The sequence below is a fragment of the Veillonella intestinalis genome, assembly GCF_943192895.1.
GTDB classification, from domain to species: Bacteria; Bacillota; Negativicutes; order Veillonellales; family Veillonellaceae; genus Veillonella_A; species Veillonella_A intestinalis.
The window spans coordinates 25,137-49,646 of the sequence record NZ_CALPCB010000008.1 but is presented as its reverse complement, the minus strand read 5'-3'; the positions used below and the strand labels follow the sequence as shown (position 1 = coordinate 49,646).

Genomic DNA, 24,510 nt, shown 5'->3' with positions numbered 1-24,510 from the left:
ACTAACATGCTATATAGCATAGTAGTAACAACTGAATAAGGGCTTTTCCTTTTTATTATTAAATTACCATACATTAACTATTTGAGGTACAATCCCAACATCTACAATTAGACATAATATCTAAGATTAAACACTACTTAGATTGACCAAACTCAGCTTGTAAAGAAGCCACGGAACGACGCAACATCCAATCGATGTCAACTTTATCGCCTACAGGAAATTGATGCTCACTAAAACGTTCAAATTTATATTTTTCATAAAAACGTTGCGCTTTATAATTTTGGTCCCAAACGCCTAACCATACCCATTCACAATCGGTTTCACAAGCTACTTGTAACGCTTTTTCAAACAAAAGGCGACCTAGCCCTTGCCCCTGAAATGCCTTTAATACATAAATTCGTTGTATTTCAAAACCATTAGGTAGTTCCTGTTCCGTTTGAGCAGCGCCTTGATTAAGCTTTAAATATCCCACTACTACACCATCGACTAAGGCAAAATAATGTTGTGATTCACTATCCATAACTTCAGCTGCTAAGGTTTCAGGATTAAAAGCCGTATTAAAATAGTCCTCTAATTCGGCCTCTGTATTATGATGACCAAAAGTTTCTCTAAATGTTTCTATAGCTATACGTTGTAATTCTGAAATATCATCAAGTGTTATCTTTCTCAAGGTAAGACTCATGCCCCTCACTCCTTTAGTCTATAAATACTTAATAATTTTTAAAAGAAAAAGCATACTCTACATATCTTCTAAGACCTAATGATATGTACAATATGCTTACGCACACTACCCGGTGGCAGTTACTATTTTAATGATTGTATTATAATAACATAACTAACAACTACTGTAAAGAATATCTACAACCTCTAAGCTAAGCAATTTAAAATATTCACAGATAGGAGTTGCATAATCTAAGTGAGCTGTGCTATAATCACGGTATAAATTTCAGGGGAGCTTATATTTGTAGGCTGAGAGGAAGTCATCTAACTTCGACCCTTATACCTGATACGGATAATGCCGTCGTAGGAAGATGTTATAGACGACACAAACTCTTGCAGAGGTACCGTATTTGGTGCCTCTGTTTTTTTATACAGTCTAATTATAGACCAGCTGGCGGGGGAGCGCCCGACAGTTGTCATTACAGCGATGGGAAGCCGTGTTCCGGCGTGAGAGGAGACCATTCAGTCTCGACCGCAATAGGTGTTTGTAATGAATCCATCTTTAAGTAATGTAAAAAAAGTAACCATTGCCAGTTTATTAGTAGCCGTTGCCGTAGTGGGCAGTACCTTTTCCTTTCCCGTAGGAATTAGTAAATGTGCGCCTATACAACATATGGTAAATATTCTTTGTGCTGTTTTCCTAGGCCGCTATGCAGGCGTAAGTGTTGCCTTTTGCGCAAGTAGCTTACGTTTACTTCTTGGTTTGGGTAGTATCTTAGCCTATCCAGGCAGCATGTGGGGCGCCCTCTTAGCTGGGATTGTTTATCATCGTACGGGAAGTCTAATACTCACCTTAATTGCTGAAGTCTTCGGCACTGGTATTTTAGGTGGCTTATCGGCATATCCGCTAGCCATTTTAGTGCTTGGCAAAACGGCGGGGCAAATTGCCTTTTATACCTATGTGGTTCCTTTTTTAATTTCTACCATAGGTGGCTCCCTATTGGCAGGAATTTTACTGTTCACATTACGCCGCACAGGAGCTTTACGTAACTTACAACAACATACCTTATAATTGGCAGTAAACAGTTAGTTAACTCATATAAACCTGCCAAGCATAAGCCGTTGGAAAGGGTATTCTATGAGTACAACAACAATTCCTAAAACTAAGCTTTTATCCCACAGTTTATTATGGTTTGGCGCCGCCTTGTCAATCGCTGAGATTTTTACAGGCACCTTATTCGCGCCACTGGGATTTACGCAAGGACTTTGGGCTATTATCTTAGGCCATCTCATCGGTGGCTCCCTCTTCTTCTTAGCCGGTCTTATAGGCGCCCAAACAGGCGCTAGTGCCATGGAAACAGTACGCTTTGCCTTTGGGCGACAAGGCGCTTCAGGCTTCGCGTTAGCCAATGTGTTACAACTCATCGGCTGGACTACCGTTATGATTATAACCGGAGCCGCTGCAACTGATGCCATTTATCCCTTAGGAACCACCCTATGGTCACTTATCATTGGTGGCCTTATCATTCTTTGGCTACTACTAGGCTTTACAAATTTGACCCGCCTTAACTTAATAGCAGTGACACTCCTATTTATACTAACAGTTTGGCTTAGCTTCATCATCTTTAATCCACAAGCCAGCATAGCTCAAATAGTGCCTATAACCGATAATCAAGCCCTTTCTTTTGGCGCAGCAGTTGAATTAGCTACCGCCATGCCCCTTTCTTGGCTACCTTTAGTATCAGACTATACGCGCCACGCGGAAAAGCCTCTAGGCGCCACTATTGTAAGCACGCTAACCTATACAGTAGTTAGTATTTGGATGTATGTAATTGGCCTTAGTTCTGCCATATATGCAGGAGAAACAGATATTGCAGCCGTTATGCTCAAAACAGGGCTTGGCTTATGGCCATTACTCATTATAATTTTTGCAACAGTTACTACGACCTATCTTGATGCCTTTTCCGCCGGTGTAAGCGCCGTCAGCATTTGGCCTCAACTATCTGAAAAAAAGACCGCCATTAGTCTAACAATTATAGGTATATTGCTAGCTATTTTTATACCTATGACAGAGTATGAAAACTTCTTATTTCTCATTGGTTCAGTATTCACGCCCATGATTGCGATTCTCTTTACCCAATACTTTCTCCTTAAGCAGGATGCATCTGGGCGTAAATTTTACCTACCCAACCTAGCCTTATGGCTATTTGGTTTTATTCTATATCGCAATGTATTGACCTATGAAACACCAATGGGCACAACCTTTCCCGTTATGCTTATTATTGCCGCCCTTACCTATGTAACAGGCCGTTTCGTATCATCGAAACGTAGTTAATATTCATTGTAAATTATAATAAGACTATGTCATGAAACATATTTAATAAATCAAGCCGTCATAAAGCACTTATATTATGACGGCTTAATCTATTCGCTACACCTACAAAAATGCCTGTAAAACGGCTTTCACTACTATTTTATACGGCATAACATTCATATCGAAATTTATAAATTTTCTTGTGTACAGTCCCTACAAGTTATGCTATACTATTTTCAGAAATTATAGATATAATACCATACAGTTAACAAAGCCACATATAAAACTAACTATATGTGATGTAAGGGTATCATTAGGAGGAATGAAACATGAGCGATTTTATTAAAGGTTTTAAAGAATTTGCCTTACGAGGCAATGTCATTGACTTAGCAGTCGGTGTTGTTATTGGTGCCGCTTTTGGCAAAATTGTATCGTCTTTAGTTAGCGATATTATTATGCCTCCAATTGGTTTGGTTCTTGGTGGCGTTGATTTCACTGATTTCTTTATTAGCTTAAACGGGCAACAGGCAGCTACTTTAGCAGAAGCCAAAGCAGCTGGTATTCCAGTTATTGCCTATGGTAGTTTCTTAAATGCATTAATCCAATTCTTAATCGTAGCATTTGCGATTTACCTTGTAATTAAACAAGTTAACCGTCTATTCCCTAAAAAAGAAGAAGTTGTTGAAGATCCAACACTTTGTCCGTTCTGTAAACAGGAAGTAGCGGAAGATGCTACTCGTTGTCCACATTGTACATCTGAAATTACACCAGAAGTAAAAGCTTCATAAGAAAACCTATATTAAAGAGGCAGAAAGTGCTTAATATACACTTTCTGCCTCTTTTTTTATACAACACACTATTATAAATACCATTGCTACTAAAACCGTCAATTAAAATCAATATTATTTTATGTATATTTTATTATAGATGAGTTTATGTAATATAACATTTAATATCTAAAATCTCTGAACACGCAAAAAAGGGGCTATAACGGAGATAGTAAATATATCTACTATCTTTTGTTATAGTCCCTTTTTATCATCTCTGATTTATAGATTTTTTATTATAACTTTTTATTATTCTTTATTTTCACTAATACTATCCATAAGTGCAATGTATTCTTCCTTAGTAAATACAGGTTCATAATTTGCTTTTACTGCTTGAGCACCTTCTGCTTCACCATATAACAAATCAACAATTGTCATAGCCAAAGCTTGAGCCGTTTTTGTAAAAGCTACCTCTGGCACAGAGATTTTATAATCAGCGCCATGTAAAACACCTTCAATACAACCTACCCATGGATGAATTACAGGAATAATATGTGCCACATCGCCCATATCAGTACTGCCAGCCATATGAGGCCCTTGTATTACATTCGCTTCACCAAATAGAGGTATGGAGTTCTCTTTTAAGAATTGATTCATAGTCGTATCATTACGCATAGGCATATACCCAGGTAAGTCATTGATTTCACAGGTAGCTCCTACCGCATCAGCCCCTGCTTTAAGAGCTCGATTTACCTTCTTATTAGCCTCTATCATGCCTGCCACATTAGACGCCCGCACATAGCTTTCCATCGACACACTATCAGGCACTACATTCACTAGACTACCACCACTATTAATAATTGGATGGAAGCGGAAATAATCGCTTTCCTTAAAGGTATCACGAATGGCATTAACACCCATCACACCTAACATAGCTGCTTGCAGTGCATTAACCCCTTCATGAGGTGCGGCTGCCGCATGAGCTGCTTTGCCATGATAGGTAATTAATTTACCAATAAACCCATTAGAAGTAGAGCCAAGCCCCATTTCACCAGTTGGCGTAGTTGCTGTTTCTACATGCATTTGCATGGCCATATCAATATCATCAAAAGCGCCTTCATAAATCAGCTGTTGCTTACCACCTAAATAACGTATTTTTCCTGCTTCACGCAAAGTATTTCGATAATCTATCTCTACATACTCTTCAGCAGGTACTGCAAATACAACAACTTCGCCATTCAATTCCTCTAATACACCTTCGGCCTGCAAGCCAATCGCAACGGCTAACATATTAGCAATTTGCACATTATGCCCACAGCAATGAGCCGCTCCAGTCATCACATCAGCACGCGGATGTTTAGGACAAATAATAGCATCTAATTCGCCAATCATCGCTACGCGATACGCATCACTCTTCCCTTTCAAACGACCTTTTACACCTGTTAAGGCATGGCCCGTTGTAAAAGGAATATTAAGTTCTGTAAATAATTTTTGTACTAGCGCTGTCGTTTTCGCTTCTTTATATCCTAATTCAGGTGCCGCCATGATAGTCTCTGCCACATCCATTAATTTAGGCATCGCCGCTTCAATGGCACGACATACCCGATCTTTCACTTCTGCTTTAGTTAAACCCATTTAGATAACTCCCTCCCAATGCAATACAACTTGTGCTACTAAAACAGCACAAATGAATGTTCCTGCCGCTACTGCCAAGGCTACTGGAATAATACGCCAGGACAATTGTTTAAAAGCACCTAAATCTTTACCTAAGGACAAACCAGCATACGCTAATACAGGAGTTGTTGTTGCTAAAAAAGTAACCTCAGCCGCTTGCTTAGTAATCCATTCACTCCCAGGCACACCAGGGATTGATAATACAACGCCTAAAATAGAAACCCAGAATACCATCGGTAATTTATTAAAACCTGGAATATAGGATATAACAGCACCAGTAAACGCAATAGCCGCTAATACAAAGCAACCTACCATACTAGGCCCGAATGCATGTTTTCCATCTAACACATTGCCTATAGCTGTAATCACTGCTGCAATGATAACAACAATTAAAAATTGGATAATTTTTTCTTGAACTGTCATTGTCTTTTCCCCGCTCATTAGCGCACCTCCTTCGTGTCATGACCTAATGCACGTGAGCAAATCGTATACAAACGTTCCATAACTGGCAAGGAGATAAATAAACTAAAATACACCCCTACCACAGTGGTCAATAAATTGGCAGCGCCTGCCATGGCCATAATTTCACGTTCAAATTCAGGGTGGACCGCTACGATTGAGCCTGTAGCCGCCGCCATCATACTAGCACTACCGATACCAGCGCCCATAGCTAAAGCCAATGGGTGGAACCACTGTAATTGCGCTACCATACCAGCTAATACGGAAATCCACATTGCACCAAATAAAGTACCGCAAATATACATCCCCATTACACCTCGACCTTCTGGAGAATGGAAGCCATAGCGATCGATAATAATTGCCACATTCGCTTCACGGTCAATGGAATAACATGCGCCTACTGCTTCACGGCGCATACCTACTAACAAGGCAATTGGTAAACCGAAAATAATAGTACCAAAGAAATGACCAATTTCTTGTAAAATCAAAGCCCAGCCTGAGTTTAAAATAATATGTAAATTAGGTCCAATCCCCAAGCCAACCTTTGTCATAAGCAACATAATTGAAATATTAAGATAATCAGAGGCCGCTATCATTTGTTCCTCTGTCACAATTTTCAATTTAGGAATTGATACAACAAGACCAATTACCAAAGAATAGAGTAAAGGCAAAAATACAATAATACCAAATTTCTGAATGCCTATCCACTCCGCCACCAAAGTAATAAGCAAGCACAGCAGATGAATCTTCCAATTTTTCAATAGCTCCATCGTTTTGTCCTCCCACAATATATAAATGTATACTCAAAAATATACATTTGATTATACGCTAAGTCATTATAAATGCCAATACTAATAACATACCAATTTGTAATACCTCTTAATAAATTTGTAATATTTTTAATAAGTCTATCATTTTTATCCTCTATCCCCCTATTATCTATACGTTGTAACAAAAAACAGGCAATTACTAAATTAGTAATTACCTGTTTCATACAATTTATTAACTATACAAACTAATCGGCTTAATATAAACCAGTTCGTTTGCCATAGTGTTTAGAATCACCATTTTGTTTCCAGCCCACCATATCACCTATGGACATAACGCGACGGGTTAAGCAATCCTTACATTTATCCGCATTATCATCTACACAAGGCTTATTATCATACAATAAATATTTAGCCCGATGCTCTGGAATAGTAATAATCGGCATTAAAATATTAGCCCCTGCGGCTAAGCCTTTCTCACGCCCCAATGGATCAAGCGCTTGTAAAGCGGTAGTGGCTGCTATATTTACATCCTTTAAGAATAGACGAGTTAAGGCAATCATTTTTAGTCCTAATTGAATGCGCCGTAATTTGCCAGCCTTATCATCTAGACCCATAGCCAAGGCTTCTTGTCCTAATGGCGTATCATGATGCACTACATAAGGCCCCATGCCAATCATATCAATATCCATATCACGATAGAATAAGATATCATTCACTAAATCCTCTTCCGTCTGATGAGGCAACCCAATCATAACCCCAGTGCCTACTTGGAAACCTACTTTGCGCAAGCTTTTTAAACAAGCTACTCGTTTTTCAAAGGAATGAAGCTCATCATTCGGATGAATCTTACTATATAATTCAGGATTACTTGTTTCAATCCGTAACAAATAACGGCTAGCCCCAGCTTCTACCATACGGCGATAAGCTTCCTCCGACTGCTCCCCTACACACATAGTAATGCCCAAAGAGCCATCACCGATAGCCTTAATATCACGAATTAATTCAACCACATAATCAACAAAGGCTTCATCACTGCGCTCACCGGACTGTAACGTAATAGAACCATATTCATGATCATACGCCCACTGCGCCATTTTTATAATATCTTCGCGATTCATATCAAAACGTTCTGTTTTGTCATTTTCGCGGCGAATTCCACAATATTCACAGTTTTTTATGCAGCGATTTGAAAATTCAATCAAACCACGATAATACGCCACTTTATCTACATAACGAGCTTTTACTTCATAGGCTTTTTTATAAATAGCCTGTAAGTCAGCTTCATCAGTAACACTCATCAAGAAACGTAATTCTTCCACGGTCAGAGTGTCAGAACCCACTAAGTCTTTCTTCAAAATATCTTGTACTGTCATAGTCACTCTTACTGTTCTCTCTTTACTATATTAACTAACTTTAATTATATGTCATCCTCTTCACCGCCGCACAACTCTCACTTACTTACTAATTAAGAGTTACGATGATACGCCACCACTAATGGCTCGGTTAACGTAGTTGGTAATTCTGTATAACGTGTGAATTCACCAATTTGTAACGGCAAATCAAGCCAAGACATCGCTCCATGCGCTAGCATATAATGAGCTAATTGCCCGCGCATTTGTTTAGAGGAGGTACTTAACTGCTTCCAAACGCCTTGTTTGAACTCTAAAAATTCTACTGTAACCATTCGTGGATGATCCACTAATTTGTAGTATTCCTTAGAAGCTAAATTCAATAACCAATCTTCTGCAGCCAAGGCCTTTGTCACTACAGGCGTCCAATACTCATACAAAGATGTATAGCCACCTAATGGGCCATCTGCGGGGGCGCCGTTAGGAAAAATTCGATCTACTAAATCAAGTCGATACGCTTTAATCGGACTCAAAGGACTTATAAGACCATATAAAGCAGACAAAATATATACATGGTCAGCACCAAACTGCTGTGCCGCTTCAGATAAGCTAGACCAAGCCAGATTTTTAAAAGCTAAACCATTATAACTTTCAATCGCTGTACCAGTGGGTAGCGTTTCATAGTCTTTATAAAACACTACCAAAGGCTCTGCTTTAGGTTCAGCGAGCTTTAATGCTTTACCTAATTCGGACGCATTTAATGTTTGAAGATGAGAAATAATTGCTGCAGTCATCTCACTTTGAAATAGTGGCGCCCTTGGTTCACCTTGCAAAGTCTTAGTCTTACTAGGAGACAGGAGTATTTTCATCGATTTCAATTCCTTGCTGCCCATCACCAGCTTCACTTAATTCAAGAGCCAAACGTTCTTGTACTGCTTCACTCCAAATTACAAGAGGTAATGCAACAATAAACTTAGCCTTCATCTCTTCACATAAAGATATAACTTCACTTAAATAAGGAGATCCTTCATCAATGCCATCAATAAGCAATACTACATGACGATTTTTCAAGCCCGCTCCACTGTAGGTAATCTGCTCCCCATCATAGAAAATATCTTCGATAAAAATTTTGTCATGCATGAATTCATCCATGCGCCGTAAAATTAAACGGTCTAACAAAGCACTTACTGGTGTTGCCACAGGTTCCGCGGTTGCTAAGCCTTCTGGCTGTACCCGCACGAACACGGTCTTTTTATTATGCCCTTTGCGGTATTCTAATAAAGCACGCTCCGTAGCACCAAAGAATAAAAAGTTTTGTGCTGGATCTAAGGTATCGCTTTGAAATAAATCTATAATCGCACCTGATTCGGCTGCATTCAATTGTGATTGCAGCTGAACCGACACATCTTCAACAATCTCTTCATAGTCAGAACGAAGAACATCTGCCATAGTTATTACCTCCTATTTACAAATGAAATCATGACACTGAAAGAATTAATTATACAATCGCTAAAAGCGCTTATATTTTCTCATTAATTACATAATTATAGCATATTTTCAAGCTCCATGACTATACGTCTAGGAAAAGGCCAACGCCTACTCCTACAACACAAAAGAGTTGGGAGATACTTATTAAGTGCATACTCCCAACTCTAACTAGTCTAAGCTAATATACTAATTATAAAATTTTTTCACTAATAGCTTACGCTTCAAACATTTATATTTCAAATAACAAGAAAATTATGCTTCAAATAACAGGAAAATATTCATGCCTGTTACTACAATACCAATAACCCACAACATAACAGCTGTAGATGGTTTGTTCTTATAAACACCCATAACTTTAGCTGAGCCAGTCAAATATAATTGCAAGAAAATGGTAAATGGCAACTGTAGACTCAAGAACATTTGTGAAATAAGCAACGCTTTAAAGGAATCTTGAATAAACAAAATAAGCACTAAAGCAGGAATATACGTCAACGCTAAGCCAATACGACTATGAAAATCTTTCATATCGTAAGATTCACCAAACATACCGGCAAAAATACTGGCTCCTGCCATCCCCGCTGTAGCGGAAGAAGCAAATCCAGCAAACAATAAAGCAAGTGCAAAAATAATCCCTGCCGACGGACCAATAAGGGGTACCAACAACTCTTGTGCCTGTTCTAACTCTTCTACTATAATTCCCTGCTGGAAAAACGTAGCCGCAGCCAAAATAATCATAGCCGAATTAATAGCCCAGCCAATGCCCATAGAAAAAATAGTATCTAAAAACTCATAACGCAAACGTTTTTGCATTACTTTTGGATCTTCTTTGTTAAACTCACGGCTCTGAATAATTTCAGAATGCAAGAATAAATTATGAGGCATAATAACAGCCCCTAAAATACTCAAAATAACCAACATAGATTCATTAGGTAACGTAGGATTCACCCAAGCTAAGCCAGACGCAGCCCAATCTACATCCACCATAGATAATTCAGCTAAATACGCCAATGCAATGAGCGAAACGAAACCGGCAATTACCTTTTCGAGCTTACTATACGAATTGGTTAACAACATAAGGGTACAAATAATAGCCGTCAGAATCGAGCCAATAAATAAAGGAATTCCAAAGAGCATCTTAAGTGCTATGGCCGCCCCTATAAATTCTGCTAACGCCGTAGCAGCAGCCGCTAACCCAGCGGTACTTAACAAAATTCGCGACAACCAGCGTGGCAATGCTTCATAGGCACATTCCGACAAACACCGACCGGTAACAATTCCTAAATGAGCCACATTATGTTGCAAAAGAATTAACATAATTGTAGACAAGGTAACAACCCACAACAAATCATAGCCAAACATGGCCCCAGCAGCTAAATTGGCTGCCCAGTTACCGGGATCAATAAAACCTACTGTTACAATAATACCTGGTCCAATATAACGAAATACTTCAGATACTTGCATTCGTTGTTGATGGACTGTATTTAATTTTTCTTTAACACGACGCAAAAACATACACTTCACCATTCCCTATCTATTGTTTCATTACTAAACGGTCATTCTAATGCCCCCTAGTAACCCAAACTCACAACTAAAATGGTTACTATTATATGTTACATTAGCCTATGCCTTAGTTTCTTCTATTGCAGTAGCTGTATTAGTTTCTCCTGATACAGCTGTTTTATTGGCTTCCTGTTCAGCCTCAACTGCTTTAGCTATATTCTTATCAGACTCAGATTGATTTTGAGCCCCAACTTCTGTATCTGTTTTCTTTTGAGCTTCCGCATCCTTATCGGCTTTCTTTTGTGCCTCCGCTATTTCTTTAGCCTCTTCTGCTTCTATGCGTGCTCGATTTTTAGCAAATTGAGCACGTGATTTTTCTGCTTCTTTATCTGCTTCTTCAATAGCTCGACGACCTACTTTATCAAATAAAGCATCCGGTGCGGCCACATCACTACCGCCAATAACAACGCCTACACGGGTGCGGAAATCATTTTTCCCACCTTTGCCAAAGCGAATACGCACATCACCGCCGGTCTGGATACGACTGCGGTCAACTTCAAAAGACTTCATGCGTTCCGCAATTTCTTCCTTCGTCAAAGCTGGCGTTTCACCATTAGCAGCAGCACTTTCATCACGCTTACCTTCTCTAATTTCTTGATCACGATTATATTGCATTAAATCATCACGGAATTCACTATACAAACGAATGGCAATATTTTTATCCGTGTCATTCATCTGTTCCCGTTTCTCTACAATATCAGCCACAAGAGGCGTTAATTCATAACGAGTATATACTTGCCCATTTAAGTTCAAGCCTTTAGTATCAGTAATAGCCCCATGCTTTACCAAAGTCTGTATTCCTTGGTACGCCCAATCAGTAGGCTTTACATCAGCTAAACGATTATCGGCTTGACTAGCACTCATGGTGCAAACCGTGCATACAGTGGCTACTAATAACACTCTTTTCCAATTCATGGTTAGTCTCCTTATTAACTTAATTCATCCATATTATATCATGTTTTTTCATTTATCGCTATCACTGAAAGTCATTATCAAATAGCCGCATCATTTAAAACTCGCCCTAACGTTTCAATCATAGCTTTCAAACGAGTAATCTCCCTATTAGAAACTATACCGAATGGACCTAAACATTTCATGAAAAAACGCCTAACAAGTAGGTAAAAAGCCTACTCATTAGACATTTCTCACAGTTCTCTATTCAATATCTCTATTAAACTTCACTAACAGCGGCTTTCATAGCTTTTACATAAGCCTCTAAAGCTGTATCTGCTTGATTACCATGGGCTTCAATAATTTTTACAATCGCCGAACCTACAATAGCCCCATCCCCTATGGTAGCCATATTTTTAGCTTGTTCAGGTTCTGCAATACCAAAACCAATGGCTACAGGAATGGCTGTATATTTTTTAATAGTAGTCACTAAACTAGCCACATCGGTAGTAATATTTTTACGGACCCCTGTAACACCTAAAGACGAAACGCAATAAATAAAGCCTTTTGCCTCCTTCGTAATTTGTTCAATTCGTTGCTCCGATGTAGGGGCAATTAAAGAAATCAAAGTCACATCATAGGCATTGGCAACAGACTCAATTTCACCTTTTTCTTCGTACGGTAAATCTGGCACAATAATGCCACGAATATTTAGCTCCTTACAACGTGCAAAAAATCGCTCTGCCCCATATACATAGACAGGATTTAAATAGGTCATAAAAACCAAAGGAATTGTCACTGTCTTACGCACAGTGGCGACCATATCAAAAATGGCATCGGTCAACGCCCCTTGGGCTAAGGCTCGTTCCGAAGCCCGCTGAATAACTTCCCCTTCAGCAACAGGGTCAGAAAAAGGAATGCCAATCTCTATTAAGTCCGCCCCAGCTGCTGCCATTATTTGGATATAGCGCGCAGTAGCCTCTAAACTCGGATCACCAGCTGTTAAAAAGCCAATAAACGCTTTGCCCTTAGCAAACGCTGTAGATATGTCAAAATTGTCTGTATACATTGTCTTATTCATGAATATCGTGCCCCCTATATTTAGCCATAGCGGCTACATCTTTGTCACCACGACCAGATAAACAAATAATGATAGATTCATCACGTCCCATTGTCGGCGCCACTTTCATAGCATGTGCCAAGGCATGAGCACTTTCAATCGCCGGTATAATACCTTCTGTTCGTGAAACGTATTCAAAAGCAGTAACAGCTTCTTCATCAGTAATCGGCACATAAGTAGCTCTGCCTATATCATGCAAATGGGAGTGTTCTGGTCCAATGCCTGGATAATCAAGGCCTGCTGAGATAGAATACACTGGCGCAATCTGTCCATATTCATTCTGTACAAAATAAGAGCGCATACCGTGGAAAATACCAGGTGTACCTTTTGCTAACGTAGCTGCATGCTCTTTAGTTTCAATGCCTAAACCAGCCGCTTCACAACCTACCAATTGAACCGTTTCATCAGCAATAAAATGATGAAACATACCTATTGCATTACTACCACCGCCTACACAAGCCATAACCATGCTAGGCAGTTTACCTTCAGCTTGCAAAATCTGTTCTCTTGCTTCTTTACTAATAATACTTTGAAAATCACGGACAATCATAGGAAACGGGTGTGGCCCTACAGCTGACCCCATTGCATAATAAGTATCCTCTACACGACGAGTCCATTCGCGTAAGGTTTCACTTACCGCATCTTTTAAGGTCATAGTGCCCGAAGTAACAGGATATACCTTAGCACCTAACAGTTCCATACGATACACATTAAGTGCTTGTCGCTCCGTATCTTCTTTACCCATAAAAATTTCACATTCCATACCAAGGAGCGCCGCTGCAGTTGCAGCCGCTACCCCATGTTGTCCTGCCCCTGTTTCAGCAATAATCCGCTTTTTCCCCATTCGTTGTGCCAATAAAACTTGACCAAGAACATTATTAATCTTATGAGAACCTGTATGATTTAAGTCTTCTCGTTTTAAATAAATCTTAGCACCCCCTAAGTCATCACTCATATGCTTTGCATAATATAAAAGTGAGGGCCGCCCCGTATAATTTACTTGTAACGCTTCTAATTCAGCAATAAAAGCTGGATCATTTTTATATTGTTCATAAGCAGCTTCCACTTCAAGAACTGCATTCATTAATATTTCGGGAATGTATTGACCACCATGTTCACCATAGCGCCCTTTTCGATTAAATTCTGTCATAGTCTTACCTCTTTCACACAATTCACCTTGCTATATAATTGTCATATATATCTCTGTTATATCTTTTTATCTGTCAGCTTCAGTTATATCTATTTATCTATCAGCTTCGGTTACGTCGGATACCGTTTGCAAAAATTGCTCTATCTTTATCTTATCTTTTACACGATTTGTTTCGACCCCACTACTAATATCTACCCCATAAGGCTGTACTTGACGAATAGCACGGGCAATATTATGTGTGCCTAAACCACCAGCTAAAAAATAAGGTCGTTTACAATCTTCTAAAAGTGTCCAATCAAAAGTTTCACCAGTGCCACCGCTATAGCCTTGCTTATATGTATCAAAGAGCAGTAAATCCGCTTGTGAACTTTCACAAGCCATTAAATCTGCCTTAGACTGCAAAGACACGGCCCGCCAAATAGGGATGGATAAATGGTGCTGCAAAGCCCTCACAGTTGTTTCAGCCTGTGCTCCACATACTTGCACTACATCCAAAGGAACTATCTTTACGATTTCCATAATTTGCGCTACAGACTCTTCCACAAAAACGCCTACTTTTTGAATCCCTGGCGTTAAACAATCCGCCAATGCCTTAGCTTGCTTCGCTGTTACTTGACGTGAACTCTTAGCAAACACAAAGCCTACATACTGTGGTTTTATCGCCAATTCATTAATAATTGCTATGTCTTCGAGTCGTTTTAAACCACAAATTTTAGTCATCACAGGTTTAGTTCTACCATATAAATCAGACAAGGCCGCTTTTTTATTAGGAGCTCGCATGAAATGCTCCCCAATGAGGGCCGCTTGTATATGATGTTCGCGTAATTGCTGAATATGACTGGCACATTCCAAACCGCTTTCAGACACAAATATTACCTCTGGTGGTACTAAATGGCGCAATTCTAAACTATGCTTAATATGGACTGTAAAATCTCGCAAATCTCGATTATTAACACCAATAATACGTGCTCCTATGGCTAAGGCTCGCTCTATTTCTTCAGCACTATGAGTTTCTACTAAGCAAGATAAGCCTAAGCTATCAGCTAAATTATAAAAACGTTGTAATTCTTCATCTGTTAAAATCGCACAGATTAACAAAATGGCCTGTGCCCCATATACTTTTGCCCCATAAATCTGATATTCATCAATAAAAAAATCTTTTTGCAACAAGGGCAATGTAACTTGTTCTCGAATCCGCATTAAATAAGAAACATGCCCCTTAAAGAACTCTGGCTCTGTCAATATAGAAATAGCCGCAGCCCCTGCTTCTTCATATTCTTTGGCAATCTGTTCAAAAGGAAAGGAGGGCGCAATTACTCCTTTAGAAGGTGATGCCTTTTTTATTTCACAAATAAAATTCATGTCGCTCGCCCGTAAAGCTTTTTCAAAGGGATACGAAAAAGGTCCTCTACTCAACTCTGAATCAGCTAGTGACGTAGCGAGTACCTTTAATTCCTCTAAAGCCCTCTCACTTTTTTCTTTAGTAATGCGCCTACGTGTTGCTTCCACAATTGTATCAAGAATCATACGTCACCTCTCTTATCCTACCGCCTCATTAGTAGCTTCTACTAAAGCCTCCAAAACGGCCAAAGCTTTACCTTCATCAATTAAACGTGCTGCTTTTGTAATACCTTCTGCAATAGAGGTGTTTGGTTCTGCTAAATGGAAACTTACACCAGCATTCAAAAGCACTGCATCTCGCCGCGGACCAAGTTCACCGCTCAACACAGCCCGTGTAATGGCTGCATTAGTAGGACCATCGCCACCTACTAAATCCGCGGGCTTTGCGTACTCTAGACCATAATCAGCCGGATCTAAAATATACGAAATTAATTTGCCCTCTTTAATCTCACAAATATAGGTCTTATCACAAGCTGTAATTTCATCTAACCCATCAAAGCCATGAACTACAGCGCCACGCTGAACACCTAAATTAGCTAACACTTGCGCTAATGGTTCTACTAGACTTTTATCATAAACTCCCATTAACTGTTTAGTGGCTCCCGCAGGATTTGTTAAAGGCCCCAACACATTAAATACAGTGCGAATACCCAAAGCTTTACGAACTGGGGCAGCATATTTCATAGAACTATGGTACAAAGGGGCAAACATAAAACACATGCCCACCTTGTTCAGTATAGTCTGATTGCTATTACTAGGCACGGCTAATTGAACACCTAATGCTTCTAAACAGTCGGCTGCGCCACATTTACTGGATACGCTGCGATTGCCATGCTTAGCTACGGGTACTCCGCCTGCGGCAATAACAAAACCTGCCGTAGTGGAAATGTTAAAAGTATTTGCCTTATCTCCACCAGTTCCTACAATTTCAAACACCTCTTGCTCATGAACTACTGGCACCGCCTTTTCACGCATGCCTTGAGCAAAGCCAGTAATTTCATCAATACTTTCGCCTTTTAAACGCATAGCCCCAAGCAAAGCCCCCATTTGTGCTTCATTTGCTCGCCCTTCCATAATTTCACGCATAGCTCGCAAAGCCATTTGATAGGTCAAATCACGACCTTCTATTACCGTTTCGATTGCTTCTTGTATCATGTTTTCACTCTTCTTTCTCATTCTCTTTTTTATCAACGTATTACCCGTATCTCATTTATAGGGCTAAAAAATTCTCTATTAATTGTGCCCCACAAGGGGTCAAAATTGATTCTGGATGAAACTGTACTCCAAAAATAGGATATTGACGATGTTCTAACGCCATAATTTCACCATCCGCTGTCTCAGCTGTTATTACTAAGTCATTCGGTAACGTATCCCCTATTACTGCTAACGAATGATAACGTGCTACCTGAAAGGTAGTCGGTATATCTTCGAATAAGACAGATTTCGTCAATTGCGTAACCTCACTGGCCTTACCATGAAGTATCTCTTTAGCATAGCCAATCGTACCGCCATAGGCTTCAGCAATTGCTTGATGCCCTAAACATACGCCCAACAAAGGAATGTTGCCTTTTATTTCTGAAATCAATGTTTCATAAATGCCCGCCTCACTAGGTCGCCCAGGTCCTGGGGACAATACAATATGACTTGGCTGTAATGCTAGCACCTCAGGCACCGTTAGTTCATCACTACGAACTACTTTTACCTTCGCACTCATAGAACCTATTAATTGGTACAAATTAAAGGAAAAACTATCATAATTATCTATCAGTAATACCATAGGCTGTCACCATTGCTCCTTTTTGAATTGCTTCAATCATTGCCTGAGCTTTATTGCGAGTTTCTTCATATTCACGCTCCGCAATACTATCTTGCACAATCCCTGCACCAGCTCGCACAAGAACCTGTCCTTCTTTAGCTACGGCCATGCGAATCCCAATGCAAGTATCCATATTACCTGAAAAATCAATATAGCCGATAGCCCCTGCATAAATACCGCGTGGTGATTTTTCAAGGTCTTGCAAAATTTGAACCGCCCGTATCTTCGGCGCCCCGGATAAAGTGCCTGCTGGTAAAGTAGCACTTAAAGCATCTAACGCATCCTTTCCGTCTCGCAAAGTACCTGTAACAGAGGAACAAATATGCATAACATGAGAAAACCGCTGAACATCTCGCAATGATTCAACTTGTACCGTACCAAATTGACATACACGGCCTAAATCATTACGCCCTAAATCAACTAACATATTGTGCTCTGCCAATTCCTTCTCATCGTTCAATAACTGCTGCTCATATGCTATATCTTCTGCTTCTGTCCGCCCTCGTGGCATTGTACCAGCTATGGGAAAAGTGGCTACCTGACCTTGGCGAACTTTCACTAATGTCTCTGGCGAAGCACCAGTAAGTTCTAATTGAGGGCTACTAAAATAGAACATATAAGGCGAAGGATTTGTAGTTCGCAACACGCGATAGGCATTTAACAGACTGCCTTGAAACTTTGCTGACTGTCCATTAGAAAGAACGCCTTGAAAAATATCCCCTTCCTTAATATATGTTTTCACAGTCTCTACAGCTGTTATAAATTCAGCTTCTGTAAACTCACCCTTAAATTCAGTAAGAAGTTGCCCTGAAGCTAATTCAGCCTCTTCGCCAGCTACCACTAATTTAACCAAACTTTCCAATTCTAATTGCCCTTTATAATAATTGGTCTCCAGTTCATCCGTCCGAATATTGACGATTACAAATATCTTATTGCGGTAATGATCAAAAGCAATTACTTTGTCAAAGAGCATTAAATCTACATCATTAAAACTCGGTTTAACACTCTCATCTACCTTAGCTAATCGCTCCCTTTGTCTCTGAAATCCTTCTTGCAGCGTAGGTTCTGCATAGCTCATATATTCATAGCCAAAGTAGCCAACTAAACCACCTGTAAAAGTAGGTAGCCCTGCTAGCTGAGGACTTTTATACTCGTTTAAAATATGGCGAATCACTTCATTTGGCGCTGTTGTAGTAAACTGTTGTGTCGTCACCCCTTTGATTGTCATCACAGATTCTTTGCACGTAATTTCTAATAGCGGATCAAAGCCTAAAAACGAATAACGCCCCCAATTCTCTTTATTATCAGCACTTTCTAATAGAAATGCTGTTTTACTAACTTTCTTTAACGCTTTTAAAACAGAAATAGGTGTTCGTACATCAGCAAATATTTCTTTGTAAATTGGCACTATAGGAAATTCTGATTGATATCTTTTTAATTCTTCTAATGATATAGAACTCATACTTACTCTCCTTTGGGTATAAAAAAACGCCCTTGGCAAATACATGCCAAGGGCGGGTCTTATAAACTCGCGGTACCACCTTGTTTGAATAGCTATAATAATTACAGTATACCCTACTAGTAACTAATTACATACATATCCCTCTCATTCGCAGGGTACTAACATACCCCTCATTGTTAACGCCAATGTCGCGTCGCTACATACTAAATCAGACATAAAATCCGCATTGCTTTTACTTATACCTAGCTATCTAGCTAAAAGCAAAGTGTCCAATCGTTCCTAGCGCCCTCAACGGTCCATTTAATAAGCTGCGTTCTGTGAAATCTCAGCCACCTTCACTCTCTGTAAGTGCACGTCCTATTTTTATCTCCGTCTCTACGGTTTAAGAGCACCTTATTTAATTATAAAACTTAGCAAATGTCTCTCACTCTTTTTTATCAGCTAAGTATTCTCTATCTTCTCAAATAATCAACCTTATTAGTCTTTAGTTTACATTCAACGACATACAAATTCCACAAGTTTGTCCTTTTGAAGTAATACTCTGTCCACTAAGGTTGTATATTATAATAAACAGATTTTTCTCATCTGTCAAGATAAAATTTACGCCTAGGAACAATAAATTCATCGTGGTACAATACAAATATACACTATATATACTATATATACCATTTCATAACCATTAAGGAGAATCCCATGGCTAATACAAATACTACCATTGATGCAGTAACTAATCCTACACCAAATGAAATGACAATTGATATTAACAAAACTATTAAAAATTTGGAACGCAATAATTTTGTAGTTCATTATTTTGAAAATCGCCAAGAGGCTATTGCCTATTTAAAATCACGAATTCAAAATAAACGAGTGGCCTTAGGCGATTCTAGAACCTTACAAACTATACAGGTCTATGAAGCCTTAGAAGGACAGAATAAAGAGATAACTGACATCCAACGCCCCTTAGACGGTGAAAACTTTCGCCAAACTGCGTTACGCACTATGCAACGAGACGTATTCCTCACCTCAGTTAATGCCCTAGCCCAAACAGGGGAAATGGTAAATATTGATGGAACTGGCAATCGTGTAGCCTGCTCCCTTTTTGGTTCAGAAGAAGTATTCTTTGTTGTAGGCATCAATAAAATCACGCCTGACCTAAGCTCAGCCATTTATCGTGCACGGAATATTGCCGCGCCACAAAATGTAGTAAAAAACAAAAAATCTACTAAAAACCCTTGCGCCATTCGTCAAGATAAATGTTATGATTGTGCTTCACCTGATCGAATTTGCAATGCCTTAACAATCTACTATAAAAAATGCGTAATATGGATATTATGGAGATTATTATCATCAATGAAGACTTAGGTTTCTAATCCCCTTGCCTTAAACTGTATGTAAAAATACAAAGCCTTTAACTAGTAACACATTTTATCCATCTTTTAGTAACACATTTTGCCCATCTTTTAAATATTATATATAAATTTAATAAAAATAAATCCCCTGTTCATCTTAATGAACAGGGGATTTTTATAGGTACAAGCTATCTAACGAGAACCTGTATTACCTAATATTATGCACCTACGAAACGATTCAAAGCTGCAGTGCTAGTCATATGGCGTTTAGTCATACCAAGTTCAGCAGGGCTAATACCTAATGCTAAACCGATTAACTGACTCATATGAATAATAGGCATATCTTTGTCGTTTGGAACATATTGTTTTGCTTCTTTCTGGAACATATCAAGCTGCATTTGACAAAGTGGGCAAGGTGTTACTACACAGTCAGCCCCTTCTTTAGCTGCATCAGCATTGATGGAACCAGTCATTTGCATTACGGAATCATGAGCTGGATATACAGCATGGAAACCACAGCAATCAAGCTTACGAGAGAAGTCGATTGGTGTAGCACCAATAGCTTTGATTACGTCAGCTAAACTAGTTGGGATTTGGAAATCTTCAAAACCAGTTTCTTCAGCTGGACGAAGAATATGGCAACCATAATATTCAGCCACACGAAGGCCACTTAAAGGTTTAACAACTTTAGCTTTTAGGTTGTTCAAACCATAATCACGAATTAATACCCATAAGAAATGAGTTACATCGCTAGTACCTTTATATTTTAAGCCCGCTTGACCTAAAATATTGTTAACGCGAGCGCGTTGAGTTTCATCGCGATCAAGTTCGTTTTTAGCTTCACGAAGCATCAACGTACAAGTGTTACAAACTGTCATTAACTGAACGCCTTGTGCTTCAGCTAAAGCAATATTACGAGCATTCGTAGCAAGAACGCCTAATGGGTCGATATCTTGAACATGGGATGCACCACAGCAAGTCCAACCTTCTAATTCTTCAATTTGAATGCCTAATTTCTTAGCAACCGCAACAGTGGCGATAAAATCTTCTTTGGCGGCACCTTCAAGTACACAACCAGGGAAAAATGCGTATTTCATTATCTTTCTGCCTCCTCTGCTGCTTTAACAATGGTGCGCACATCCTTAATACCTTGAACTGGTTTGTGTGGAACTACAAGTTCAAGAGGATTAATCTTACCATGTGCCCAGAGACGCATAGCGTAGAGACCTTGTTTAGCGGAGTCTACAAGACCATCTGTTTTAAGACTCATTGTTACTTCGTTCAAGCGGCCTGTTTTAATAAGGTCTTCACGGAATGCGATAGCATGGCGAGTACCTTTATTAGTCAAGCCAGCTTTAGTAGCTACTGCACGAAGTTCAGAGATATCTTTAGCTGGTTTTAAATGTTTTGGACAACGGGAGATACAGTTCATGCAATGAACGCATTTCCAAAGACCATTTTCAAAAGCAGGATTTACGTGAGCCATTGGTGCAACATCACGGGAATCTTGAACAAAGCGATTTGCTTTTGTATATACATATGGATCCAAGAAGTCTTCACGATTTGCAGTCAATTTATTACATTCGGAAGCACAGCAACCGCAAAGGATACATTCTGTGTTAGTAACAAATTTTTTGAAATCTTCTGGAGTTTGACGAGAACCCATATCACGATTAAATTCAGGTTTCATGAAAATCCATGGAGCCACTGTTTTAAGACGGTTAACTTTAGCTTCCCAGTCAACAGCAAGGTCACGGATTACATCGAAGTTACCGATTGGAGCAATTTCAATCGTATCACTACCAAAACGTTCAGTAATATCGTCAATTTTGCTTTCACAACCAAGCATAGCTTGACCATTAACTTTGATGGAGCAAGCGCCACAAACCGCACTACGGCAAGCAGCGATGAATGTTAAGCTTGGATCGATAGTATCTTTAATTTTTTGAAGGCCCCAAAGGATTGTACGATCTGGTTCATAGTCAAAGGAATAGGTCTGTACATAGGAGCGACCTTCATTATAACGATGGATATTATAAGTAATCTGTCTCATCTTAGTACGTCCTTTCTTTTGGTTCGAAGCGGGTAATTACAACTTCACTTTGACCTACTTCGTATTCGCCATCTTCTTTAAGTTTAATTACAGTATGATTCAAGAAGTTAGCATCATCACGTTTCGTGTAATCTTCACGAAGGTGACTACCACGACTTTCTTTACGACGAAGAGCGCCTAAAGTAACAGCTTTTGCTACTGTTAACAAGCTACCAACTTCAATGTAATTTACGAAAGCCATATTGAACGTACGGTTAGTATCGCCTACGTAGCAAGTTTTATATTCTTCAATCAAGCGATTTAAAGTTTCTAATTCTTTTTCCATTTTAGCTTCTTCGCGGAAAATACCTACGTTATTCCACATGGAAAGAGCCATTTCATCACGAATTTCAGCAATAGGACGACCAGTTGTACGACTAGTTACTTCGCGGAATTTTTGTTCCCAGCTATTAGCTGCATCATTAAGAGCTTTAGTAGCGTCTTTAGCTGCATTATTTTTTACATAATCTACAGCGCCTTCACCAGCTACTTTACCGAATACAACAGCGTCAGCCAAGGAGTTACCACCAAGACGGTTAGCACCATGTACGGATACACAAGCAGCTTCACCAGCAGCAAATAAACCTGGTACACAAGTACCGCAAGTTTTGTAATCGTTAACATCAATACCGCCCATGGAATAGTGACAAGTTGGACGAATTGGAATTGGTTGAACTAATGGGTCAGCATGTTCGAATGTGATAGCCAAGTCACGAATACCATGAAGTTTTTCAAGAATAACTTCTTTTGGTAAGTGACGAACGTCAGCTACTACATAGGCATCAAGACCAGTACCAAAGCCACGGCCTTCAGCGATTTCAGTTTCGATAGCTTTTGCTACAACGTCACGAGGTGCTAATTCCATTTTACTAGGCGCATAGTCCTTCATAAAACGTTCCCCTTTATTATTTAAGAGGTAACCACCTTCACCACGAACAGCTTCGGACATTAAGATACCGCTCTTACCAAGACCAGTTGGATGGAACTGAACCATTTCAGGGTCTTTCAAAGCTACACCAGCGCGGAAGCAAGCTGCCATGCCGTCACCAGTAGAAAGGTAAGGATTAGAAGTACGTGTCCAGTACATACGACCAGCACCGCCAGTAGCGATTACTAATGCAGTAGTAGCGATTTTTTCTACACGGCCTTCTTTCATATTCCAAGCAACAACGCCACCTACAGAGCCGTCGTCAGTTTTTACGATGTCTAATAAGTACCAATCTTGAAGGAAATGTACATTTTCCTTTAAGCATTGTTCATACAAGGTATGCAAAATTACATGACCAGTTTTATCGGCACTATAGCATGTACGAGGATATGCTTGACCACCGAAATTACGTTGTGCAATTTTGTTTTCACTAGTACGGGAGAATGGCACACCAAAGTAATCAAGTTCTTTGATTAATTCAGGACAACGACTGATAAAGAATTCAACAGCGTCCTGGTCAGCAAGATAGTCACTACCTTTTACAGTATCAAAGATATGATCTTCAATAGTGTCTTCTTTTGCTACATTGTTTAATACGCCATTAATACCGCCTTGAGCCATAGCCGTTGCTGAACGACTAGGGAAAATTTTGGTAATAAGAGCAACGCGCAAACCTTCTTGATGAGCTGCTTCTAAAGCTGCTCGTTGGCCAGCTCCGCCGCTGCCTATTACTAGAACATCAAACTGTTCCATAATAACCTCCTAAACTTGTACCTACTTCCTACAGTCTTATTAACGGTATGCGATACCTGTTGCATACCAATCCTATAGCTTGTTACTTAATTATAGCGGTTTTTAAAGGTTTTTGTCCAAACTCAATTACTCATACTTGAAAACATACTTCACAAATGATAATTTATATCAATTAGTTAATTCCCTTCAATTTAGGGTATAATTAATGCATATACAACTGTCATTTCCCAGTAAATCAACGTTTATTTTATATGTATTCTATTCTTTTATATTTCAGAATAGAAAAAAGTAATAACTAAACGAAAACCATTATCATCGTTTTTTTCTGTTTTTTTCTGTTTTTCCTTTAAACGTCCAAAAAACGTCTAATCTATGCATAAAACACAAAGGTGCACAATTTAGTTATCATAAATTTAATGCCCAAAGGATATCTCTTCATAATGAGTTCATTCCCTTACGTTATACTGGGCGCATAAAATTGCTATTAATTAATTGTTATAATTAATT

The 24,510-nt window shown here is 39.3% G+C and carries 21 protein-coding genes, 1 pseudogene and 1 riboswitch; of the genes and pseudogenes, 4 read left to right on the top strand and 18 right to left on the bottom strand.

Annotation, left to right across the window (positions count from 1 at the left end):
- Window positions 1-133 precede the first annotated feature (133 nt).
- Complete coding sequence (locus NFR27_RS07555) at window positions 134-682, bottom strand: GNAT family N-acetyltransferase (protein WP_251442234.1); 549 nt, start codon at window positions 680-682, stop codon at window positions 134-136.
- A 256-nt stretch (window positions 683-938) separates the two neighbouring features.
- Window positions 939-1,047, top strand: a riboswitch (TPP riboswitch).
- A 163-nt stretch (window positions 1,048-1,210) separates the two neighbouring features.
- Between NFR27_RS07555 and thiW the strand changes: the two genes are divergently transcribed.
- The 3 genes from thiW to mscL all read left to right on the top strand — a co-directional run bounded on the left by thiW (window position 1,211) and on the right by mscL (window position 3,762).
- Complete coding sequence (thiW, locus tag NFR27_RS07550; protein ID WP_251442230.1) at window positions 1,211-1,732, top strand: energy coupling factor transporter S component ThiW; 522 nt, start codon at window positions 1,211-1,213, stop codon at window positions 1,730-1,732.
- A 66-nt stretch (window positions 1,733-1,798) separates the two neighbouring features.
- The gene (gene cytX, locus NFR27_RS07545; RefSeq protein ID WP_251442218.1) at window positions 1,799-2,995 is read left to right on the top strand and encodes a putative hydroxymethylpyrimidine transporter CytX; all 1,197 of its coding nucleotides are present in this window, start codon (window positions 1,799-1,801) and stop codon (window positions 2,993-2,995) included.
- Window positions 2,996-3,303: 308 nt separating this feature from the next.
- Window positions 3,304-3,762, top strand: a complete 459-nt coding sequence (gene mscL, locus NFR27_RS07540) for a large-conductance mechanosensitive channel protein MscL (protein ID WP_251442216.1) — start codon at window positions 3,304-3,306, stop codon at window positions 3,760-3,762.
- Between the two features lie 288 nt (window positions 3,763-4,050).
- On the opposite strand, the gene NFR27_RS07535 is transcribed toward mscL, so the two are convergent.
- The 14 genes from NFR27_RS07535 to NFR27_RS07470 all read right to left on the bottom strand — a co-directional run bounded on the left by NFR27_RS07535 (window position 4,051) and on the right by NFR27_RS07470 (window position 18,881).
- Window positions 4,051-5,376 (bottom strand): amidohydrolase, encoded by a 1,326-nt coding sequence (locus NFR27_RS07535; protein WP_251442187.1) that lies wholly within the window; start codon window positions 5,374-5,376, stop codon window positions 4,051-4,053.
- Window positions 5,377-5,856, bottom strand: a complete 480-nt coding sequence (locus tag NFR27_RS07530; protein WP_251442184.1) for a hypothetical protein — start codon at window positions 5,854-5,856, stop codon at window positions 5,377-5,379.
- A complete protein-coding gene (locus tag NFR27_RS07525) occupies window positions 5,856-6,644 on the bottom strand; it encodes a DUF3100 domain-containing protein (RefSeq protein WP_251442181.1) in 789 nt (262 codons plus the stop codon). The genes NFR27_RS07530 and NFR27_RS07525 overlap by 1 nt, the downstream gene beginning before the upstream one ends.
- A 254-nt stretch (window positions 6,645-6,898) precedes the next feature.
- Window positions 6,899-8,017, bottom strand: a complete 1,119-nt coding sequence (hydE, locus tag NFR27_RS07520) for a [FeFe] hydrogenase H-cluster radical SAM maturase HydE (protein ID WP_251442178.1) — start codon at window positions 8,015-8,017, stop codon at window positions 6,899-6,901.
- 92 nt (window positions 8,018-8,109) lie between these two features.
- Window positions 8,110-8,862: a YaaA family protein gene (locus NFR27_RS07515; RefSeq protein WP_251442175.1), complete on the bottom strand. Its 753-nt coding sequence runs from the start codon at window positions 8,860-8,862 to the stop codon at window positions 8,110-8,112.
- The gene (locus NFR27_RS07510; RefSeq protein WP_251442172.1) at window positions 8,840-9,442 is read right to left on the bottom strand and encodes a hypothetical protein; all 603 of its coding nucleotides are present in this window, start codon (window positions 9,440-9,442) and stop codon (window positions 8,840-8,842) included. Before NFR27_RS07510 ends, NFR27_RS07515 begins: the two co-directional genes overlap by 23 nt.
- Window positions 9,443-9,733: 291 nt before the next feature.
- Window positions 9,734-11,005, bottom strand: a complete 1,272-nt coding sequence (locus tag NFR27_RS07505; protein ID WP_251454959.1) for an Nramp family divalent metal transporter — start codon at window positions 11,003-11,005, stop codon at window positions 9,734-9,736.
- 96 nt (window positions 11,006-11,101) lie between these two features.
- Complete coding sequence (locus NFR27_RS07500) at window positions 11,102-11,956, bottom strand: hypothetical protein (RefSeq protein ID WP_251442170.1); 855 nt, start codon at window positions 11,954-11,956, stop codon at window positions 11,102-11,104.
- Window positions 11,957-12,212: 256 nt separating this feature from the next.
- Complete coding sequence (trpA, locus tag NFR27_RS07495; RefSeq protein WP_251442167.1) at window positions 12,213-13,013, bottom strand: tryptophan synthase subunit alpha; 801 nt, start codon at window positions 13,011-13,013, stop codon at window positions 12,213-12,215.
- Window positions 13,006-14,202, bottom strand: a complete 1,197-nt coding sequence (trpB, locus tag NFR27_RS07490) for a tryptophan synthase subunit beta (RefSeq protein WP_251442155.1) — start codon at window positions 14,200-14,202, stop codon at window positions 13,006-13,008. The genes trpA and trpB overlap by 8 nt, the downstream gene beginning before the upstream one ends.
- Window positions 14,203-14,295: 93 nt before the next feature.
- The gene (gene trpCF, locus NFR27_RS07485) at window positions 14,296-15,729 is read right to left on the bottom strand and encodes a bifunctional indole-3-glycerol-phosphate synthase TrpC/phosphoribosylanthranilate isomerase TrpF (RefSeq protein WP_251442152.1); all 1,434 of its coding nucleotides are present in this window, start codon (window positions 15,727-15,729) and stop codon (window positions 14,296-14,298) included.
- Between the two features lie 12 nt (window positions 15,730-15,741).
- Window positions 15,742-16,758, bottom strand: a complete 1,017-nt coding sequence (trpD, locus tag NFR27_RS07480; RefSeq protein WP_251442466.1) for an anthranilate phosphoribosyltransferase — start codon at window positions 16,756-16,758, stop codon at window positions 15,742-15,744.
- Window positions 16,759-16,813: 55 nt separating this feature from the next.
- Window positions 16,814-17,380 carry an anthranilate synthase component II gene (locus NFR27_RS07475; protein WP_251442137.1) on the bottom strand — a complete coding sequence of 189 codons (567 nt, stop codon included), beginning with the start codon at window positions 17,378-17,380 and terminating at the stop codon, window positions 16,814-16,816.
- A complete protein-coding gene (locus tag NFR27_RS07470; RefSeq protein ID WP_251442134.1) occupies window positions 17,361-18,881 on the bottom strand; it encodes an anthranilate synthase component I family protein in 1,521 nt (506 codons plus the stop codon). The genes NFR27_RS07475 and NFR27_RS07470 overlap by 20 nt, the downstream gene beginning before the upstream one ends.
- A 693-nt stretch (window positions 18,882-19,574) precedes the next feature.
- Here NFR27_RS07470 and NFR27_RS07465 point away from each other — a divergent pair.
- Window positions 19,575-20,251, top strand: a pseudogene (locus tag NFR27_RS07465) (lactate utilization protein).
- 197 nt (window positions 20,252-20,448) lie between these two features.
- Here NFR27_RS07465 and NFR27_RS07460 read toward each other — a convergent pair.
- Genes NFR27_RS07460 through NFR27_RS07450 form a run of 3 tightly spaced genes read right to left on the bottom strand, consistent with a single transcriptional unit; the run spans window position 20,449 to window position 24,003 of the window.
- Window positions 20,449-21,327 carry a CoB--CoM heterodisulfide reductase iron-sulfur subunit B family protein gene (locus tag NFR27_RS07460; protein WP_251442130.1) on the bottom strand — a complete coding sequence of 293 codons (879 nt, stop codon included), beginning with the start codon at window positions 21,325-21,327 and terminating at the stop codon, window positions 20,449-20,451.
- Entirely contained in the window at window positions 21,327-22,283 is a 957-nt protein-coding gene (locus NFR27_RS07455; protein ID WP_251442128.1) for a succinate dehydrogenase/fumarate reductase iron-sulfur subunit, read from the bottom strand. The genes NFR27_RS07460 and NFR27_RS07455 overlap by 1 nt, the downstream gene beginning before the upstream one ends.
- A 1-nt stretch (window position 22,284) precedes the next feature.
- Entirely contained in the window at window positions 22,285-24,003 is a 1,719-nt protein-coding gene (locus NFR27_RS07450; RefSeq protein ID WP_251442126.1) for an FAD-binding protein, read from the bottom strand.
- Between the last annotated feature and the right edge of the window lie 507 nt (window positions 24,004-24,510).

Coding starts and splice junctions, on each gene's coding strand:
- NFR27_RS07510 (WP_251442172.1), bottom strand. CDS start 9,442: ATGGCAGATGTTCTTCGTTCTGACTATGAAGAGATTGTTGAAGATGTG.
- NFR27_RS07525 (WP_251442181.1), bottom strand. CDS start 6,644: ATGGAGCTATTGAAAAATTGGAAGATTCATCTGCTGTGCTTGCTTATT.
- cytX (WP_251442218.1), top strand. CDS start 1,799: ATGAGTACAACAACAATTCCTAAAACTAAGCTTTTATCCCACAGTTTA.
- trpD (WP_251442466.1), bottom strand. CDS start 16,758: ATGATACAAGAAGCAATCGAAACGGTAATAGAAGGTCGTGATTTGACC.
- thiW (WP_251442230.1), top strand. CDS start 1,211: ATGAATCCATCTTTAAGTAATGTAAAAAAAGTAACCATTGCCAGTTTA.
- NFR27_RS07515 (WP_251442175.1), bottom strand. CDS start 8,862: ATGAAAATACTCCTGTCTCCTAGTAAGACTAAGACTTTGCAAGGTGAA.
- NFR27_RS07475 (WP_251442137.1), bottom strand. CDS start 17,380: ATGGTATTACTGATAGATAATTATGATAGTTTTTCCTTTAATTTGTAC.
- hydE (WP_251442178.1), bottom strand. CDS start 8,017: ATGACAGTACAAGATATTTTGAAGAAAGACTTAGTGGGTTCTGACACT.
- NFR27_RS07470 (WP_251442134.1), bottom strand. CDS start 18,881: ATGAGTTCTATATCATTAGAAGAATTAAAAAGATATCAATCAGAATTT.
- NFR27_RS07535 (WP_251442187.1), bottom strand. CDS start 5,376: ATGGGTTTAACTAAAGCAGAAGTGAAAGATCGGGTATGTCGTGCCATT.
- trpB (WP_251442155.1), bottom strand. CDS start 14,202: ATGACAGAATTTAATCGAAAAGGGCGCTATGGTGAACATGGTGGTCAA.
- NFR27_RS07530 (WP_251442184.1), bottom strand. CDS start 5,856: ATGAGCGGGGAAAAGACAATGACAGTTCAAGAAAAAATTATCCAATTT.
- mscL (WP_251442216.1), top strand. CDS start 3,304: ATGAGCGATTTTATTAAAGGTTTTAAAGAATTTGCCTTACGAGGCAAT.
- trpA (WP_251442167.1), bottom strand. CDS start 13,013: ATGAATAAGACAATGTATACAGACAATTTTGACATATCTACAGCGTTT.
- NFR27_RS07455 (WP_251442128.1), bottom strand. CDS start 22,283: ATGAGACAGATTACTTATAATATCCATCGTTATAATGAAGGTCGCTCC.
- NFR27_RS07450 (WP_251442126.1), bottom strand. CDS start 24,003: ATGGAACAGTTTGATGTTCTAGTAATAGGCAGCGGCGGAGCTGGCCAA.
- NFR27_RS07555 (WP_251442234.1), bottom strand. CDS start 682: ATGAGTCTTACCTTGAGAAAGATAACACTTGATGATATTTCAGAATTA.
- NFR27_RS07460 (WP_251442130.1), bottom strand. CDS start 21,327: ATGAAATACGCATTTTTCCCTGGTTGTGTACTTGAAGGTGCCGCCAAA.
- NFR27_RS07505 (WP_251454959.1), bottom strand. CDS start 11,005: ATGGTGAAGTGTATGTTTTTGCGTCGTGTTAAAGAAAAATTAAATACA.
- trpCF (WP_251442152.1), bottom strand. CDS start 15,729: ATGATTCTTGATACAATTGTGGAAGCAACACGTAGGCGCATTACTAAA.
- NFR27_RS07500 (WP_251442170.1), bottom strand. CDS start 11,956: ATGAATTGGAAAAGAGTGTTATTAGTAGCCACTGTATGCACGGTTTGC.